Origin of the sequence: Novosphingobium resinovorum, assembly GCF_027922145.1 — a bacterium.
Lineage (GTDB): Bacteria > Pseudomonadota > Alphaproteobacteria > Sphingomonadales > Sphingomonadaceae > Novosphingobium > Novosphingobium resinovorum.
In genome coordinates, this window is record NZ_BSFC01000005.1 from 1 (window position 1) to 16,068 (window position 16,068).

At 64.6% G+C, this 16,068-nt stretch carries 13 protein-coding genes; 4 read left to right on the plus strand and 9 right to left on the minus strand.

What is annotated here, in order from left to right; all coding sequences use genetic code 11:
- The first annotated feature begins 197 nt into the window (after positions 1–197).
- A protein-coding gene (locus PKE80_RS03385; RefSeq protein WP_271181275.1) for an IS630 family transposase occupies positions 198–1,138 on the plus strand; the annotation gives its coding sequence in 2 pieces (ribosomal slippage) (positions 198–543 and positions 543–1,138; 942 coding nt in all).
- A gap of 91 nt (positions 1,139–1,229) precedes the next feature.
- Here the strand turns inward: PKE80_RS03385 and PKE80_RS03390 are convergent.
- A complete protein-coding gene (locus PKE80_RS03390) occupies positions 1,230–1,778 on the minus strand; it encodes a hypothetical protein (protein WP_271181276.1) in 549 nt (182 codons plus the stop codon).
- Between the two features lie 750 nt (positions 1,779–2,528).
- On the opposite strand from PKE80_RS03390, the gene PKE80_RS03395 reads away from it, so the two are divergent.
- The gene (locus PKE80_RS03395) at positions 2,529–2,816 is read left to right on the plus strand and encodes a hypothetical protein (protein ID WP_271181277.1); all 288 of its coding nucleotides are present in this window, start codon (positions 2,529–2,531) and stop codon (positions 2,814–2,816) included.
- A gap of 17 nt (positions 2,817–2,833) precedes the next feature.
- Here PKE80_RS03395 and recQ read toward each other — a convergent pair whose 3' ends face one another.
- The 7 genes from recQ to PKE80_RS03430 all read right to left on the minus strand — a co-directional run bounded on the left by recQ (position 2,834) and on the right by PKE80_RS03430 (position 11,539).
- Positions 2,834–4,714 carry a DNA helicase RecQ gene (gene recQ / locus PKE80_RS03400; RefSeq protein WP_271181278.1) on the minus strand — a complete coding sequence of 627 codons (1,881 nt, stop codon included), beginning with the start codon at positions 4,712–4,714 and terminating at the stop codon, positions 2,834–2,836.
- A 61-nt stretch (positions 4,715–4,775) separates the two neighbouring features.
- Complete coding sequence (locus PKE80_RS03405) at positions 4,776–5,351, minus strand: NUDIX hydrolase (RefSeq protein WP_271181279.1); 576 nt, start codon at positions 5,349–5,351, stop codon at positions 4,776–4,778.
- Between the two features lie 67 nt (positions 5,352–5,418).
- A complete protein-coding gene (metH, locus tag PKE80_RS03410) occupies positions 5,419–8,055 on the minus strand; it encodes a methionine synthase (protein ID WP_271181280.1) in 2,637 nt (878 codons plus the stop codon).
- Positions 8,056–8,074: 19 nt separating this feature from the next.
- Positions 8,075–8,593 (minus strand): GNAT family N-acetyltransferase, encoded by a 519-nt coding sequence (locus PKE80_RS03415; protein ID WP_271181281.1) that lies wholly within the window; start codon positions 8,591–8,593, stop codon positions 8,075–8,077.
- Positions 8,593–9,651 (minus strand): homocysteine S-methyltransferase family protein, encoded by a 1,059-nt coding sequence (locus PKE80_RS03420; RefSeq protein WP_271181282.1) that lies wholly within the window; start codon positions 9,649–9,651, stop codon positions 8,593–8,595. The genes PKE80_RS03415 and PKE80_RS03420 overlap by 1 nt, the downstream gene beginning before the upstream one ends.
- Positions 9,648–10,556 carry a methylenetetrahydrofolate reductase [NAD(P)H] gene (metF, locus tag PKE80_RS03425; RefSeq protein WP_271181283.1) on the minus strand — a complete coding sequence of 303 codons (909 nt, stop codon included), beginning with the start codon at positions 10,554–10,556 and terminating at the stop codon, positions 9,648–9,650. The genes PKE80_RS03420 and metF overlap by 4 nt, the downstream gene beginning before the upstream one ends.
- Complete coding sequence (locus PKE80_RS03430; protein WP_271181284.1) at positions 10,556–11,539, minus strand: ArsR/SmtB family transcription factor; 984 nt, start codon at positions 11,537–11,539, stop codon at positions 10,556–10,558. Before PKE80_RS03430 ends, metF begins: the two co-directional genes overlap by 1 nt.
- A gap of 168 nt (positions 11,540–11,707) precedes the next feature.
- Between PKE80_RS03430 and PKE80_RS03435 the strand changes: the two genes are divergently transcribed.
- Both PKE80_RS03435 and PKE80_RS03440 read left to right on the plus strand, forming a co-directional pair.
- On the plus strand, positions 11,708–11,881 hold the full coding sequence (locus PKE80_RS03435) for a hypothetical protein (RefSeq protein ID WP_170065941.1): 174 nt from the start codon (positions 11,708–11,710) through the stop codon (positions 11,879–11,881).
- Between the two features lie 236 nt (positions 11,882–12,117).
- On the plus strand, positions 12,118–13,773 hold the full coding sequence (locus PKE80_RS03440; protein ID WP_271181285.1) for an NAD+ synthase: 1,656 nt from the start codon (positions 12,118–12,120) through the stop codon (positions 13,771–13,773).
- A 107-nt stretch (positions 13,774–13,880) separates the two neighbouring features.
- On the opposite strand, the gene PKE80_RS03445 is transcribed toward PKE80_RS03440, so the two are convergent.
- The gene (locus PKE80_RS03445; protein ID WP_271181286.1) at positions 13,881–16,034 is read right to left on the minus strand and encodes a TonB-dependent siderophore receptor; all 2,154 of its coding nucleotides are present in this window, start codon (positions 16,032–16,034) and stop codon (positions 13,881–13,883) included.
- Between the last annotated feature and the right edge of the window lie 34 nt (positions 16,035–16,068).

The window sequence follows — 16,068 nt, forward strand, 5'->3', positions numbered from 1 at the left end:
CGGCCTGACATAAATCCCGCCACCACCAATGCGTGGGACAGGATCAGCGGTTACCGTTTTCTGCCGTTTCTCTGGCGGGTACCAAATGTGAGACGTCGACCATTAGAGCGGTTTTCGACCGTTCTGAATCGGTCTGGGATTCCCTTCGGGCGCGATTTCTGATTCAGAATCCGTGCTGGTGAAGGAGGCCGGCATGGATGGCTCTTTCGATGGATTTGCGCACTCGGCTGTTGGCAGCGGTGGACAGTGGATCGAGTTGCCGTGCTGCGGCGGCCCGGTTCGGTGTTGCACCATCGACGGCGGTCCGTTGGCGGGCACAGCAGCGCGAGACGGGTGACATAGCCCCAAAGCCGCGCGGCGGGGATATGCGCTCGCGGCGGGTGGAAGAGCGGGCAGCGGACATTCTGGCCATTTGGGAGGAGCGCAGGGACATCACCCTCGAAGAACTACGTCTGGCGCTTGCGGACAAGGGAATGGCCGTTTCCGTGGCCGGGCTACATCGCTTTTTTGTTCGCCGTGGCCTGACGCGCAAAAAAAGACAGGCCATGCGATAGAGCAAGATCGACCAGACGTCCTGAAACAGCGTCAGGACTGGTTCGAGGGTCAACTCGATCTCGAACCGGAGCGCCTGGTCTTCATCGACGAAACCTGGACCGCGACCAATATGACCCGCAGCCACGGACGTTGCCCGAAAGGCGAGCGACTGCGGATGGGCTTCCCGCACGGCCACCGCAAAACCACCACTCTCGTCGCTGGCCTGCGCATGACTGGCATGGTCGCGCCCATGGTGCTCGATGGACCGATTAACGGTGACTGGTTCGAAGCCTACGTCGCTCAGGTCCTCGTCCCGGAACTGCGGCCCGGCGACGTCGTCATCATGGACAACCTGTCGAGCCACAAGCGCGCATCGGTGCAGGTGCTCATCGAGGCTGCAGGCGCAACCCTGCACTTTCTCCCGCCCTACAGCCCAGACTTCAACCCGATCGAGAAAGCGTTCTCCCGCCTGAAGGCCATGCTCCGTAAAGCGGGCGAGCGAACGGTCAGCGGCCTGTGGAGCTTGATCGGCAAACTCGTCGATATCTTCCAGCCTCAGGAATGCGCCAACTACTTCAGATCGTGCGGCTATGAACCAGAATGATCGAAAACTGCTCTAGATGATTGATCTCGAGACCCCCGAACATGGGCTCTGAACCAGGCGCAAGGGGAAGCGGGCGGTCCGAGCGGGCACTTCATCGTTTGCCGGGGAATGCGGACTGCCGCACTACAAGTGCGGATATTGCGGTGACGGCAATACCGCAGCGCTCAAAAACGTCATTCATCGACACGCCCATGACGGGTGAGCCCAAAAAGCTGTCTATGCTATGTAGGGAGACGGCACGCACGCAAACGAAAATGGTCAGAAAAAAAGTGCTGAGCATGGCAATGGATAAGGCATACCCACGACGATTGATCAGGGGTAATATCCAGAATGTGATTAATAAAAACATGATTACGCATGATATGAAGAATATATGCTGAAATACTCTCCTACTATCGTACCATCCGGAGATATGTGCTTTTTCGCGCATGATGTCGGCGAACCAGGTTTGGACGTCAAAGTACTTGTTGATAGTGAGAAGCCCAACCTGAATGAATATTCCAAGCCACGCGGCAGCGTTCTCCGGCTTATCGCGCAGGACGGCATATAACGATGCAAGGCACGCGACGAGGTAGATAGCTATCGTGAGTGATCCTCCTGAAGTTGGAGCACCAAATTCTGGAGACCAGTCAGCGATCACATATCGTCTCCTTCCAGGTAGCAATCGCCGGATTGTCTATTCTAGACGTTCGATCACTGTCTATCGGGAGAACTCACCAAGGCGCACCTCCTCGTAAGGTATTCCTTTGTCAGGCCGTGACCGGAATGCGCGAATGGGGAGTTTGAGGAACTGGCAAGCGAGGCTTGTGTCAGCAAATGGAGGCCTTTAGGCTGCTGCGATGCAGCGATCGCTTACACTTGTTCGAATTGTCGCCGCGGCAGCGCTCTTCGCATTTTGCGGTGCCTTTTCCCGTTTAACGTTCCAATTGATCGAAACGCGGTGGCAGATCGCGGTATTCGTGGTCGTAGCGGCGTTGTTGGAGCTCGGAGCGAGCAATCGGGGTGGGCAACCAAGCTGGCTCAGGTTTGCCGCCAATTCGGTATCCGTCACTTGTGCAATCATCGCCGTGAAGTGGTATATCGAAGGCGTCTCTCCCCTCGTCCTTGCCTTGCTTCGATAAGGCCATGACTGGCGGGCCGTTTCGGCCGCCGGCACAACCTCTTTCAGTTACTGCTGCCGAAGCGGAAGTCCTGACGAATTCGCCAGTCTGCGATGCGAGCAGCGCGGCGGCGATGTGGTGGTGTGCAGGCTTGTCGAAAGCGCTGCCGCGTTCCTAAAAGACAGTTTGGAAGTTTGCAGAATGCGAATTGCGCGGCCGGTGCCTTGCAAAATTGCCCGGACGGATATTGTCCAGACAGACGCATAAGTCCGTGCCCGAGGAGTGCAGCCATGACTGATCAAACCACCGATCGTATCGACGAGGTGACCAGCCGCATCGTCGATCTCGAAGCCGAACTCGAAGCCTCGGGGACCACGACCCGCGAGCCTGAAGCTCTGACACGCGCGCGCGCGGTTCTTCATGAATGGGTTGATAGCGTGTCGGCGGTCGTGGCGACCCCCGGGGTCGGGCGCGTCGTCCTGATCCACCGGAACGGCTTGGAGTCGCGAATCGCTTCACCCGAATTGCCATTTCTTCTGGCTGTCCCGGTGACCTTCGGCGGCGATGGAAGCGACTGAAGGAGGTTCGACAAGTTTCAGTGCTGGCGGACTACGGCGAGGAACGCATCGCCGTAAGCTTCCAGTTTGCGCGTACCGACTCCACCAATCGAGCCAAGTTCGTCCAGTGACGAAGGTCGTGCCGCGGCCATCTCGCGCAGGGTCGAGTCGTGGAAGATGACGTAGGGCGGCACCCCTGCTTCCTTGGCAAGTTCACGGCGCAACTCTCGCAGGGCATCGAACAAAGGCTCGCCGATGGGATTGGCGCCCGTATCACCGCTGCGCGAACGACGTTTGCGATCCTGCTTGGGCGGCACGACGATTGCCACGGCCGCCTCACCCTTCAGAATGGCACGGGCGTCGCCGCCCAGCGCAAGGCCGCCGTGCTCGGTGGCGGTCAGGCTGCCGCGGGCCTGTAGAGCGCGGGCGAGGGCCTTGAGCAGCGGCTTCTCATCATCGGTCAGGATGCCGAAGACGGAGAGCTTGTCATGGCCGCGCTGGAGCACGCGGTCATCGGCCACGCCCGAAAGAACTTTCTCCAGATGCCCCAGGCCATAGGACTGTCCGGTGCGAAAAACGGCCGAGAGCAATTTGCGCGCCACTTCGGTGACATCGACGACCCCTACCGGCTGCAGGCAGTTGTCGCAGTTGCCGCACGTCTGCGCCGGCGTTTCGCCGAAGTGGCGCAGAAGCACGGCGCGGCGGCAGTCGGCCGTCTCGACTAGCCCGGCCAGCGAATCGAGACGCTGGCGTTCGCTCTGCTGGCGGTGCGGCTCGATTTCGGCAAGCCGCTGACGGGCGCGTGCGAAGTCGTCAGCGCCCCAAAACATGACCGCCACGGAAGGGTCGCCGTCACGCCCCGCGCGGCCGGTTTCCTGATAGTAGGCCTCGATCGACTTGGGGATGCCGGCGTGGGCGACGAAGCGGACGTCCGGCTTGTCGATGCCCATGCCGAAGGCGACTGTCGCGACCATCACCATGTCCTCGCTGGCAACGAAGGCGGCCTGATTGCGGGCGCGAATCTCGGGATCGAGGCCTGCGTGATAAGGCAGTACCCGCCGTCCTGTCTCGCGCGTAAGCGTTTCTGCCAGCTGTTCGACGCGAGCGCGGGTGGGAGCGTAGATGATTCCGGGGCCGGGGTTTTCATCTACCACCGCCTTGAGCTGGCGCATGGCGCTCTCGCGCGGGCGGATGGTGTAGCGGATGTTGGGCCGATCGAACCCGGCGACGATCAGGCCTTCCTCGGGAATGCCGAGCTGGGCCAGGATGTCGCTGCGGGTGTGGTGGTCCGCCGTCGCCGTCAGCGCGAGGCGCGGGACATTGGGGAAGGCGTCGAGCAGCGGTCGCAGCAGGCGATAGTCGGGCCTGAAATCGTGACCCCATTCGGAGACGCAGTGCGCCTCGTCGATAGCAAAGAGGCCGACACGGGCCGACTGCAGCAGCTCGCGGAAATGGGGCTGGCTGGCCCTCTCCGGGGCGATGTAGAGCAAGTCGAGTTCGCCCGCGCGGAAGGCATCCATCGTTGCCCCGCGATCGGTGTCGGCGCTGGTCAGCGTCGCGGCGCGGATGCCGTTGGCCCGGGCCGAGCGCAACTGGTCGTGCATCAGCGCGATCAGGGGCGAGACGACCACGCAAGTGCCCTGAAGCAGCACGGCGGGAAGCTGGTAGGTCAGCGACTTGCCCGCGCCGGTCGGCATGATCGCCAGTGTCGAGCGGCCATGGATCACCCGGTCGACGACCTGATCCTGCACGCCGCGAAAGCCGGAGAAGCCGAATACCTCGTGCAGCGCCTTGGATACCGCCTCTCCGGTCGGCGGTGGCGCGGGGGCCCAATCCACTTCCGGCGCGTGGATGTCCATCATGTCGGCGTCGGGTTCGCCGTAGAAGGTCGTCTTGAAAGGCCAGTCGTCGTCGTTCACGCGGCGCTTTATGGCAGAGGCTGACGCAGAGGGGAAACCTCGCAGCCGGGTTTTCGCCAACTTAACTCGGGTTAGCCCACAAACCGGGGTGGCGAAGCAGCAGCGCCTGCGCGAGGATCAGCGTCTTGGCATCGGTCAATTCGCCGCCAAGCGCCATGTCGCGCAAGGTGTCGAGCCCGATTTCATGGACGGTGATGTTCTCGTCCTCATCGTGAGCGCCGCCGCCCTCGCCGATGCGGTCTTCGGTGGAATAGCGCGCGAGGTAGAGTTGCACGCGCTCGGTCGAGGCCGGGCAGAGCGACCACATGTTGGTCACCGGCTCCAGCGCCTCGACCCTGAGACCGCCTTCCTCGAAGGCTTCCTCGATGATGCGCGCTTCAGGCGACGCACCATCGAGACTGCCCGCGATGGCTTCCCACACGGGCGGTTCACCTGCGGCGAGCACTCCCGCGCGTGGCTGGTCGATCAGCATGCAGACGCGGCGGACCGGGTCATAGGGCAGCACCGCGACGGCCGAGCCGTTGTCGAGCAGATGCCGTTCAACGATGGCGCCGTCCGGCATTTCCACTTCCAGCCGATAGAACTTGTACCACCCGTCGTAGACGAGGGTTCGACTGGTGATGCGCGCTGCGGTCATAGGCGGCAGGGTATGGTCCGCCGCATATGTTGCAAGAGCGAAATGATGCGGTGACGCAAGTACCCTGTCAGTCGAGGTTAGGACGCAGCCAGCGTTCGGCGGTCGGCAGGTCGACGCCGCGGCGCACCGCGTAGTCCTCCAGTTGGTCGCGGCCGATGCGGGCGACACCGAAGTACTGGCTCTCCGGGTGCGCGAAGTAGAAGCCCGAGACCGCCGCCGTCGGCAGCATCGCCTGGCTTTCGGTCAGGACGATGCCGGCGTTGTCCTGCGCCTTCAGCAGGTCGAACAGGATCGGCTTGAGCGAATGGTCCGGGCAGGCCGGGTAGCCGGGCGCCGGGCGGATGCCGCGATATTCCTCGCGGATCAGGGCTTCGTTGGTGAACTGCTCTTCCGGCGCATAGCCCCACAAAGTCGTGCGGACATGGGCGTGGAGGCGCTCGGCGAAGGCTTCGGCGAAACGGTCGGCGAGGGCTTTCAGCAGGATGTCCGAATAGTCGTCGTGCGCGGCCTTGAAGCGCTCCAGGTGCGGCTCGATGCCGTGGATGCCCACCGCGAAACCGCCGAGCCAGTCGCCTGCCGGGTCGATGAAGTCCGACAGGCAGAAGTTGGCGCGGCCGCGCGACTTCTTGAACTGCTGGCGCAGCATGGGCAGGCGGGTTGCCCCGGAAGCGCCGGCATCGAGGAGAACGTCGTCGCCGTCCGAGCGGGCAGGCCAGAAGGCGCAGACGCCGCGCGCAGTCAGCCATTTCTCGTCGATGATCCTTGCCAGCATCGCCTGCGCATCGGCGAACAGGCTGGTGGCGCTTTCGCCGACGACCTCGTCGGTCAGGATCGCGGGGTAGTTGCCCGCCAGCTCCCAGGCGCGGAAGAACGGGGTCCAGTCGAAGGTTTCGACCAGATCCTTGAGGTCCCACTCCTCGAACACATGCAGGCCCGGCTGCGCCGGTGCGGCGGGCTTCTGGGCGAAGTCGGTGGGGAAGGCGTTGGCGCGCGCCTCGGCCAGCGGCAGCAGGTCGCTCTGGCCCTTGTTGGCGCGGGCCTCGCGCACCTTCTCGTAGTCGATCGCGACCGAGGCCTTGAAGCCCTCCGCCTGCGTGTCGGACAGCAGCTGCGAAGCGACGCCCACCGCGCGGCTGGCGTCGAGCACATGGACCACGGTGCCGGTATAGGCCGGGTCGATGCGCAGCGCGGTGTGGACCTTGGAGGTCGTCGCGCCGCCGATCAGCAGCGGGATGTTCATCTCGGCGCGCTGCATTTCCTCGGCGACGGTTACCATCTCGTCCAATGAGGGGGTGATGAGGCCTGACAGGCCGATGATGTCGGCCTCGTTCTCGTTCGCCGATTCGAGGATCTTCGACCACGGCACCATGACGCCGAGGTCGATCACCTCGTAGCCGTTGCACTGGAGCACGACGCCGACGATGTTCTTGCCGATGTCGTGGACGTCACCCTTGACGGTGGCCATGATGATGCGGCCCTTCGCCTTGGACTTGGCGTCCTTCTCCGCTTCGATGAAGGGGATGAGGTGCGCGACCGCCTTCTTCATCACGCGCGCCGATTTCACGACTTGCGGGAGGAACATCTTGCCGCTGCCGAACAGGTCGCCGACCACGTTCATGCCGCCCATCAGCGGGCCTTCGATCACTTCGATCGGGCGGCCACCGGCAGCGGCGATGGCGGCGCGGGCCTCCTCGGTGTCTTCCACCACATAGGCGTCGATGCCGCGCACCAGCGCGTGTTCGATGCGCTTGGTCACGTCCCAGCCGCGCCATTCCTCGGCGGCCTTCTCGGCGACGGTGTCCTTGCCCTTGTAGCTTTCGGCCAGTTCGATGAGGCGCTCGGTCGAGGTCTTGCCGTCCTCGCCCACGCCGGGGCGGCGCATCATGATGACGTCTTCGCAGGCCTCGCGCAGCGCCGGGTCGATCTGGTCGTAGACGTCGAGTTGCCCTGCGTTGACGATCGCCATGTCCAGACCCGCCGGGATGGCGTGGTACAAGAATATCGAGTGCATCGCGCGGCGCACCGTCTCGTTGCCGCGGAAGCTGAACGAGAGGTTCGACAGGCCGCCCGAGAAGTGGACGTGCGGGCAGCGCGCGCGGATTTCCGCCACTGCCTCGATGAAGTCGAGCCCGTAGCGGTCATGCTCCTCGATGCCGGTGGCGACGGCGAAGACGTTGGGGTCGAAGATGATGTCCTCAGGGGGAAAGCCGATGCCGACGAGCAGCTTGTAGGCGCGCTCGCAGATCTCGATCTTGCGCTCCTTGGTGTCGGCCTGGCCCGTCTCGTCGAAGGCCATGACGACCACGGCGGCGCCATAGGCCATGCACTTGCGCGCATGTTCCAGGAACGGCGCTTCGCCTTCCTTCATCGAGATGGAATTGACGATCGGCTTGCCCGACACGCATTTGAGGCCCGCCTCGATCACCTCCCACTTGGAGCTGTCGACCATCACCGGCACGCGGGCGATGTCCGGCTCGGCGGCGATCAGCTTGAGGTAGGTGGTCATCGCCTCGACGGCGTCGAGCAGGCCCTCGTCCATGTTGACGTCGATGACCTGCGCGCCGTTCTCCACCTGCTGGCGGGCGACTTCGATGGCAGCGGGATAGTCGCCGGCCATGACCAGCTTCTTGAATTTCGCGGAGCCGGTGACGTTGGTGCGCTCGCCGATGTTGACGAAACGGGAGCCGGAAGGGGTGGCGGTCATGGGTGTTGTTCTCGTCAGGTCAGAGCGGTCGTGCGAGCACGAAGTCATCGTAGGTCTTGCCGCCCACGTCGAAACGGCGGGTGCCGATCGTCTCGAAGCCGTGTTTGGCATAGAAGGAGAAGGCGCGGTGGTTGTCGTCCTTGACGCCGAGCAGCAGTCGCGTCGCCCCCGCCGCTTCGGCAATCACCGCCTGCATCAGCGAACTGGCAATGGGCGAACCCTGGAAGCGTGAAAGCAGGTAGATGCGTTTCAGCTCGATATCGCCGGGCTGCGCATGCTCGATCTCAGGCTCGCACAGCAGCGCATAGCCCACCGGCGCGCCGCCGGGCTCGATCTCTGCCAGCCACGCCTTCGCGCCCTTGGCGAAATAAGCGCGGTAGGCATCGGCCGAATGCTGCTTGGCGCAGTGCGCGACGAGGCCGGCCCCGTCAATCAGCCCGGCGAAGCTTTCGAGGAACGTTGCCGCGCCCACGAGGGCAAGCGCGTCGGCGTCGTCCGGCCCCGCCGGACGCAGGCGCCAAATCGGTAGCGAATCCATCAGACGGCCGTAGAGGAGGGCATCGTGAAGGGTTCGAGGCCAGCCAGGCGCGTCACTGGCTGCAGCTCGGGCAGATGGCGCGGCGCCATGCCGGTCACCTTGTCGGCGATTGCCTTGATGTGCGCCGGGGTCGAGCCGCAGCAGCCGCCCAGCACGTTGACCTGACCCGCGATCGCCCACTCGCCGACGAAGCCCGCCGTGGTGTCCGGCATTTCGTCGTAGGCGCCCAGTTCGTTGGGCAGGCCCGCGTTGGGGTAGATCATGATCAGCGTGTCGGCGATTTCCGACAGCGTCTTCACGTGCGGGCGCAGCTGCGTCGCGCCGAACGAGCAGTTGAGGCCGATGGTGACGGGCTTGGCATGGCGCACCGCGTGCCAGAACGCCTCGACCGTGTGGCCCGAGAGGTTGCGGCCCGACAGGTCGGTCAGCGTCATCGACAGCATGATCGGCACTTCGCGGCCGAGGTCCTGTTCGAGATAGCGCACGGCCATCACGCCCGCCTTGGCGTTGAGGGTGTCGAACACCGTTTCGATCAAGATGAAGTCCGCGCCGCCTTCGACGAGGGCCGCGGCCTGTTCCTTGTAGACGTCGACCAGCGTGTCCCAATCGATCTCGCGGTAGCCTGGATCGTTGACGTCGGGGCTGAGCGAGAGCGTCTTGTTGGTCGGCCCGATCGCGCCCGCCACGAAGCGCGGTCGGCCATCCTTTGCCTGATATTCGTCAGCGAGGCGGCGGGCCAGCTTGGCCGATTCGACGTTGATCTCGCGAACCAGATGCTCGGCGCCGTAGTCGGCCTGGCTGATGCGGTTGGCCGAGAAGGTGTTGGTCTCGGCGATGTCCGCCCCGGCTTCGAAGTAGGCGCGGTGGATGGATTCGGGCACCTCGGGCTTGGTCAGCGCGAGGATATCGTTGTTGCCCTTCTGGTCGTGGGACAGGCCGAGGTCGCCCGCGTAGTCGGCTTCCGAGAGCTTCCAGTTCTGGATCTCGGTGCCGAACGCGCCGTCGGTGATGAGGATGCGCTTGGCTGCCTCGGCGAGGAAGGTTTCACGGACGCTCATGCGACAAGTTCCTTGACGGGACGCAGGCCGAGAAGCTGGCAGATCGCGTAAGCCTGCTCGGCGCGGTTGAGGGTGTAGAAGTGGAAATCGCGGGACCCGCCTTCATACAGGCGCTTGCAGAGGTCCGCCGCCGCGACGGCGGCGACCAGCGCGCGCGGGCCGGGGCGATCGTCGAGGCCGTCGAACATCGTCTCCAGCCAGCCGGGGATCTCGGTGTTGCCGGACATGCGCCGGATCGCGGCGAAGCTGGTGACCGGCATGATGCCCGGCAGGATCGGTACGGTAATGCCTGCCGCCAGCGCCTTGTCCATGAAGCGGAAGTAGGCGTCGGTCGAGAAGAAGAACTGCGTGATCGCGCGGGTGGCGCCGGCGTCGATCTTGCGCTTCAGGTTGTCGAGGTCGGCCTCGGCGCTCACCGCTTCGGGGTGGACTTCGGGATAGGCCGCGACCGAGACTTCGAAATCGCGGCGCCTGCGGATGCCTTCGACCAGCTGCGCGGCGCTGGCATAGCCTTCGGGATGCGGCACGAAGCGGCCGCCGTCCGATGGCGGCGGATCGCCGCGCAGCGCGACGATGTGGCGCACGCCCGCTTCCCAGTACTGATCGACCACTTCGTCGATCTCGCCCTTGCTGGCGGCGACGCAGGTGAGGTGCGCGGCGGGGACCAGCGCGGTCTCCTTCACGATCCGTGAGACGGTGGCGTGGGTGCGCTCACGGGTGGAGCCACCCGCGCCATAGGTTACCGACACGAAGGCCGGGTCGAGCGGGGCAAGCTGGGTGATCGCGTCCCACAGCTGCTCCTCCATCTTCTCCGACTTGGGCGGGAAGAATTCGAAGGAGACGGAAATGTCGCCGGGCAACCCTGCGAAAATCGGGGTTTCTGCGGCGCGTGGGGAAGCGGTCATCAAACGGTCTCTCGGTTTTCAGGGCGCGCGGTTACACCATCGCGCCGCGCAGTCCAGATTTTAACGGTGAGCGGGTCACCCGGCAGAGCGACGGGCTCGGCCGGGGTAAGGCCCGCGGAAGCGAGGTGGGCGAGCATCTGCTCGTCCGAAAAGCCGAGACGGGCGTGGGCATGGCGCTCGCGCATTTCCTCGCGCTCGTGCGCGGCAAGGTCGACGACGGCGATGCGCCCACCCGGGCGCAGCACGCGCGCGGCCTCGGTCAGCACGACGGCGGGATCCTGCGCGAAGTGGAGCACCTGATGGAACAGCACGGTGTCGAAGGCGTCGGGCGCGAAGGGCAGGGCGGTGAAGTCGCCCTGCACCAGATCGACCTTGTCGGCGGGCAGGTCCTGCAACCGGGCGCGGGCAATGCGCAGCATCTCGGGGCTCTTGTCGAGCGCGGTCACGCGCCCCGCGCGCGCGGACAGAAGCTGTGCCATGCGCCCAGTGCCGGTGCCAACGTCGAGCAATCCGCCGATCGTCTCCTCGCCCAGCGCGCGGAGCAGCGCGGCCTCGACCGGCTCGTCGGCGCCGTGGAGACGGCGCAGCGTGTCCCATTCGGCGGCGTGGCGGGCGAAGTAGGCCTCGGCGCTCGCCTCGCGTCCGGCGCGGATCGCGGCGAGGTGGCGGCGGTCCTCGGCGCAGCGGGCGGCGAACTGGCTGTCGTCACGCTCGGCGACGTTGAGGAGACTGGCGGCCGCCGTGCCGAGCGACGATTCGCCCTGTTCGGACACGGCAATTCTCAGGAAGACCCAGCTTCCTTCCTTGCGGCGCTCGGCCAATCCGGCGTCGCACAGAATCTTTATGTGGCGCGAGACGCGCGGCTGGCTCTGGCCGAGGACTTGGGCAAGCTCCCCCACGGCAAGCTCCATATGTGCGAGCAGACGCAGCATACGCAGGCGCGTCGGCTCCGAAAGAGCGCGCAGAAGAGGGTCGATCCGCATGCCGGATCATATAAAGATATCTTTATATGTGCGCAAGCCCTAGGAATTCTGCGGATTTGCGCCTGTCGTATTCCTATTTGCGTTGCACCATTGTCTCGTCTAAAGAATGCCACTGCAGGCTTGCCTGCAAGCGTTGGCCTATGCGCCAAACAATGCAAGGGGATTCGCATGAAGAAGATTGCTTTCGCCGCGTTCGCGTCGGTTGCCGCACTGTCGCTCGCTGCTTGCGGTGGTGAGCCCGCCGCCGAAGCTACCACGGATTCGGTCGAGACCGCTCCCGAGGAGCTGATGACCGGTGACGCCACCGACGTTCCGACCGAGGCTGCGTCCGAGGCGATGTAATCGGCTCGGGGGTTCGGCGCTACCTTTTCGGTGCACTGGCCCCCGCCGCTTTCCGCTTCCGGGTCCAACCGGCTTGTGGAAAGTCCGTCTCACGACGGACAGAAGCCCTCCCCGATGGGAGGGTTTTTTGTATCTGCATTACGCGTTTACGCGGGTGCGGAGCAGCAAGACCCGCTCTTCACCGAAGGGCGGGTTTTTGTTTGCACTGCCTCCGGGGGCGGGGCATCAACCGGGCCATGCCCGATACGCTGAAGATCACGCTCGCGCAGCTCAACCAGTCGGTCGGGGACATTCCCGCCAATGCCGCCGGCATTGTGGCAGCGCGCGAGGCGGCGAAGGGCAGCGACCTTGTCGTTTTCCCGGAACTTCACCTTATCGGCTATCCGCCAGAAGACCTGATCCTCAAGCCCGCACTGATCGAGCGCGCGGCGGCCCAGCTTCAGCACCTCGCCGAATCGACCGCCAGTGACGGTCCGGCGATGCTGGTCGGGTCGGCCTTCGTACTCGATGGTGCGCTGCACAATGGAGTGGCCTTGCTCGATCAGGGCAAAGTCGCGGCAGTTCGCCTGAAGCACGAGCTGCCCAATTACGGCACTTTCGACGAGATGCGCCTGTTCCAGCCCGGTCCGCTGCCAGAGCCGATTATCCTGCGCGGGACGATGATTGGGGTGCCGGTGGGCGAGGACATCTGGCGTTACGAGGTCTGCCGCCATCTCGCCGATTTCGGAGCGGAAATCCTCATCTCGATCAACGGCAGCCCTTACGAGATCAACAAGGAGGCCCTGCGCATCGAAGGCGTGGCCAAGCGCCGCGCAGTCGATACCGGGCTGCCGCTGGCCTATCTCAACCGCGTCGGCGGGCAGGACGAACTGGTGTTCGACGGGGCCAGCTTCGCGGTGAACGGCGACGGTGCGCTGGCGGTGCAGCTGCGCGACTGGGAGGAGCAGGTCGTGGAGACCCGCTGGACCAAGACCGCCAAGGGCTGGCGCTGCGATCGCGGCGCCTTGGAGCCGCTCGCACAGCATCCGGAGGACATCTACAGTGCGATGGTCCTCGCTTTACGCGACTACGTGAAGCGCAACGGCTTTCCGGGCGTGGTTCTGGGCCTGTCGGGCGGTATCGATTCGGCGACTTGCGCGGCCATCGCCGTCGATGCGCTGGGAGCCGACCGGGTCTGGGGGGTGATGATGCCCTCGCGTTTCACCAGCGGGCAGAGCCTCGACGATGCGGCGGCCTGCGCCAAGGCGCTGGGGATTCGCTATACCGAGATGCCGATCGGTGCTGCCGTCGATGGATTCGATGCCATGCTGGGCGAGGCATTCGAAGGCACGCAGCGCGATCTGGCGGAGGAAAACCTCCAGTCGCGGGTGCGCGGGGCGGGCTTGATGGCGCTGTCCAACAAGTTCGGCCCTATGCTTCTCGCCACCGCCAACAAGAGCGAGCTGAGCGTCGGCTATGCGGCGATTTATGGCACCATGGCGGGTGGCTACGCGCCGCTCAAGGATGCGTACAAGAGCACGGTCTATGCGCTGGCGCGCTGGCGGAACGGACAGGTTCCGCCCATCGGCCTCGGCCCGGGTGGTCCGCTGGTGCCGGATGGCGTGCTGACCCGTGATCCCACCGCCGAGTTGTACGACGGCCAGCGCGACTGCGACAGCCTGCCGCCCTACGACGTCCTTGATCCGATCCTCGTGGGTCTGGTGGAGCACGACAAGAGCGTGGCGCAACTGGTCAACGAAGGCTTCGAGCACGGCGTTGTGCGCCACGTGGAGTTCCTGCTCCACCGTGCCGAGTACAAGCGCCGCCAGTCGCCCCCCGGCGTCAAGCTGACCGCGCGCAACTTCGGGCGCGACCGGCGCTATCCGATCACGCACGCGTTTCGGAGCGGGTAAGGGGGCGGGAAGCTTGCCGGCTTTTGGCACCATCCGTCGCTGCGCTCGCAATGACGAACAGATGGCATGAGGCGGGCAAAATAGAGCTGCCTGCTTCGCTTTCGCTCTCAGTACTCGACGCTCAGCGTCACCACTGCGCTGCGCGGGGCACCGTAGAAGGCCTGGCCCCACTTAAGGCTGTTGAGGTACTTCGCGTTCGTGACGTTGCGCACGTTGACGCTGGCGCGCACGTGCTCGACCACGCGCACCCCGGCCATGAGATCGAGGATCGCGTAGCCCTTCTGCTTCAGCGTCACGTCTCCCTCGACGCCGCCATAGGCGGACAAGTCGCTGACCACGGCCGTCGTCGCATTCTGCACGCGTAGCTGTGCGCCCAGCTTGAGGTCGTTCAGTTCAGGCACCGAATAGGTGCTCGCCAGCTTGAGGGACTTGGTCGGGATCCAGGTGCGGGTATCGTCGCCGTCGGCGTTCTCGATGTCGAGGTACGTGAAGCCGCCCGATAGAGTCCAGTTGTCCGTGACCTGGCCTGAAAGCTCCACCTCGAAGCCGGTCGAGGTGGTGTCCTGCGGGTCGTAGTAGCTGCCGCCCGCCTTGCCGTTGCAGGCGACGCCGTCGCCGCCGACGGGGCAGCCGTCCTCATCGAAGTAGCCGGCATACTCGGCGAGGCCCTTCTGCTTGGCCTTGAATACGGCAGCCGTCGCGTAAAGCCTCCCGTCCAGCCAGGTGCTCTTGATGCCGCCTTCCAGACTGGTGCCCTTCGCGGGATCGAGGCGCGTGCCGTCGATGCCCACTTCGACCTGCGGGTTATAGATGTCGGTGTAGCTGGCATAGAACGAGACGTTCGGGGTTAGGTCGTAGACCGCGCCGACGTAGGGGCTGACCTTGCTGTCCTTGCGCGCCTGATCCGCGCCGTAGGAGAAGCCGGTCGACTTGATCCACATCGCGCTGGCACCGACTACGGCCTTGAGCCGGTCGGTCAGGCTGAGGTGCGCGGCGCCATACACACGGGTCAGGCGGTCACTGTAGTCGGCGGCGAGGTAGCTGCCGGGATAGCTGGGCTCGGGGATGCCGGTCTCGCCCCATTCGGAAGGGCTTGGGTAGACGATGGTATCCTCGGAGAAGTTCTCGTACTCCTTGGCGTCGGACTTCGAGACCGAGACGCCGAAGGCCAGCTTGTGCTCGCGTCCGAAAAGCTGGAACGGGCCGGAGACGTAGACGTCGCCAAGGTACTGCTTGTAGTCCGAAGGATAGATACCGGCCATGCCGTAGACGCCCTCGCCGGTCTCACGGTCAGGGTAGCCGTAGGCATAGAGCAGCTTGGCGTTCTCCTGGAAACGGCGGTAGGTCGCGATGCCGGTGGCCGACCAGCCTCCGCCGAAATCGTAGACCAGTTCGCCGAACACGCTCTGGTCCTTGGTATTCCAGTAGGTCCAGTCCGCCGAGGTCGTCGCCGAGCGCTTGAGGTCGATGCGCGTGCCGTCGGTGTAGACCAGCGGGATCGCGCCCCACAGCACGCCATCGGCGTCGTTTTCCTGCCGGGTGTAGCCCACCGTCGCGCGCAGGGACGGGGTGGCCTGCCAGCGCAGGACGGCGCCGTAGACGTCGCGGTTGACGTGGTTGTACGAAAGGTAGCCGTCGCGGTCCTCGTGCGCGTAGATCGCGCGCACAGCCAGCGTGTCGGTGAGAGGGATGTTGGCATCGCCCTCGGCGCGCCAGTAGTCGCGCGTGCCCAGTTGCGCCGAACCGGTGAACTTCAGCTCGTCGGTCGGCCGCTTGCGCACGTAGTTGATGGTGGCCGAGGGGTTGCCGATTCCGGTCATGATCGCGTTGGCGCCGCGCACGATTTCGACGTTCTCGAACAAAGCGGTGTCGAGGTCGCCGAACTGGATGCCCCAGGCCAGCGGCAGGCCGATGCCGTCGACCTGGAAGTTCGACACGTCGAACCCGCGCGAGGAGAAATAGGTACGGTCGGTCTCGACCCGCTCGACATTCACGCCCACGGCCTGTTCGAGCAGGTCGTTGACGTTGGTGATCGCGAAATCCTCGATGCGCTTGCGGTCGATGATGGTGACCGACTGCGGCGTTTCCTTGACCGGCAGCGCCAGCGCGGTGGCCGAACTGGACTGTTCGAGGCCCGCGGTGACGATGATCGTGTCGGCATTCGTCGCGGTGTCCGCCTCTTCGGCATGAGCCGTGCCGCAAAGGGCAGGCGCGATCAGAAGCGTGCTGGCGAGCAGGGAATGCCGGGCGGGCAGGCGCATAGAGACCCTCAGTATTGTTGCTGGACTTTTGCGC

Excerpts from the sequence above, each read along its gene's own strand:
- PKE80_RS03435 (WP_170065941.1), top strand. The coding sequence starts at position 11,708 with ATGAAGAAGATTGCTTTCGCCGCGTTCGCGTCGGTTGCCGCACTGTCG.
- PKE80_RS03440 (WP_271181285.1), top strand. The coding sequence starts at position 12,118 with ATGCCCGATACGCTGAAGATCACGCTCGCGCAGCTCAACCAGTCGGTC.
- PKE80_RS03415 (WP_271181281.1), bottom strand. The coding sequence starts at position 8,593 with ATGGATTCGCTACCGATTTGGCGCCTGCGTCCGGCGGGGCCGGACGAC.
- PKE80_RS03445 (WP_271181286.1), bottom strand. The coding sequence starts at position 16,034 with ATGCGCCTGCCCGCCCGGCATTCCCTGCTCGCCAGCACGCTTCTGATC.
- PKE80_RS03395 (WP_271181277.1), top strand. The coding sequence starts at position 2,529 with ATGACTGATCAAACCACCGATCGTATCGACGAGGTGACCAGCCGCATC.
- PKE80_RS03405 (WP_271181279.1), bottom strand. The coding sequence starts at position 5,351 with ATGACCGCAGCGCGCATCACCAGTCGAACCCTCGTCTACGACGGGTGG.
- metH (WP_271181280.1), bottom strand. The coding sequence starts at position 8,055 with ATGACCGCCACCCCTTCCGGCTCCCGTTTCGTCAACATCGGCGAGCGC.
- PKE80_RS03420 (WP_271181282.1), bottom strand. The coding sequence starts at position 9,651 with ATGAGCGTCCGTGAAACCTTCCTCGCCGAGGCAGCCAAGCGCATCCTC.
- metF (WP_271181283.1), bottom strand. The coding sequence starts at position 10,556 with ATGACCGCTTCCCCACGCGCCGCAGAAACCCCGATTTTCGCAGGGTTG.
- PKE80_RS03430 (WP_271181284.1), bottom strand. The coding sequence starts at position 11,539 with ATGCGGATCGACCCTCTTCTGCGCGCTCTTTCGGAGCCGACGCGCCTG.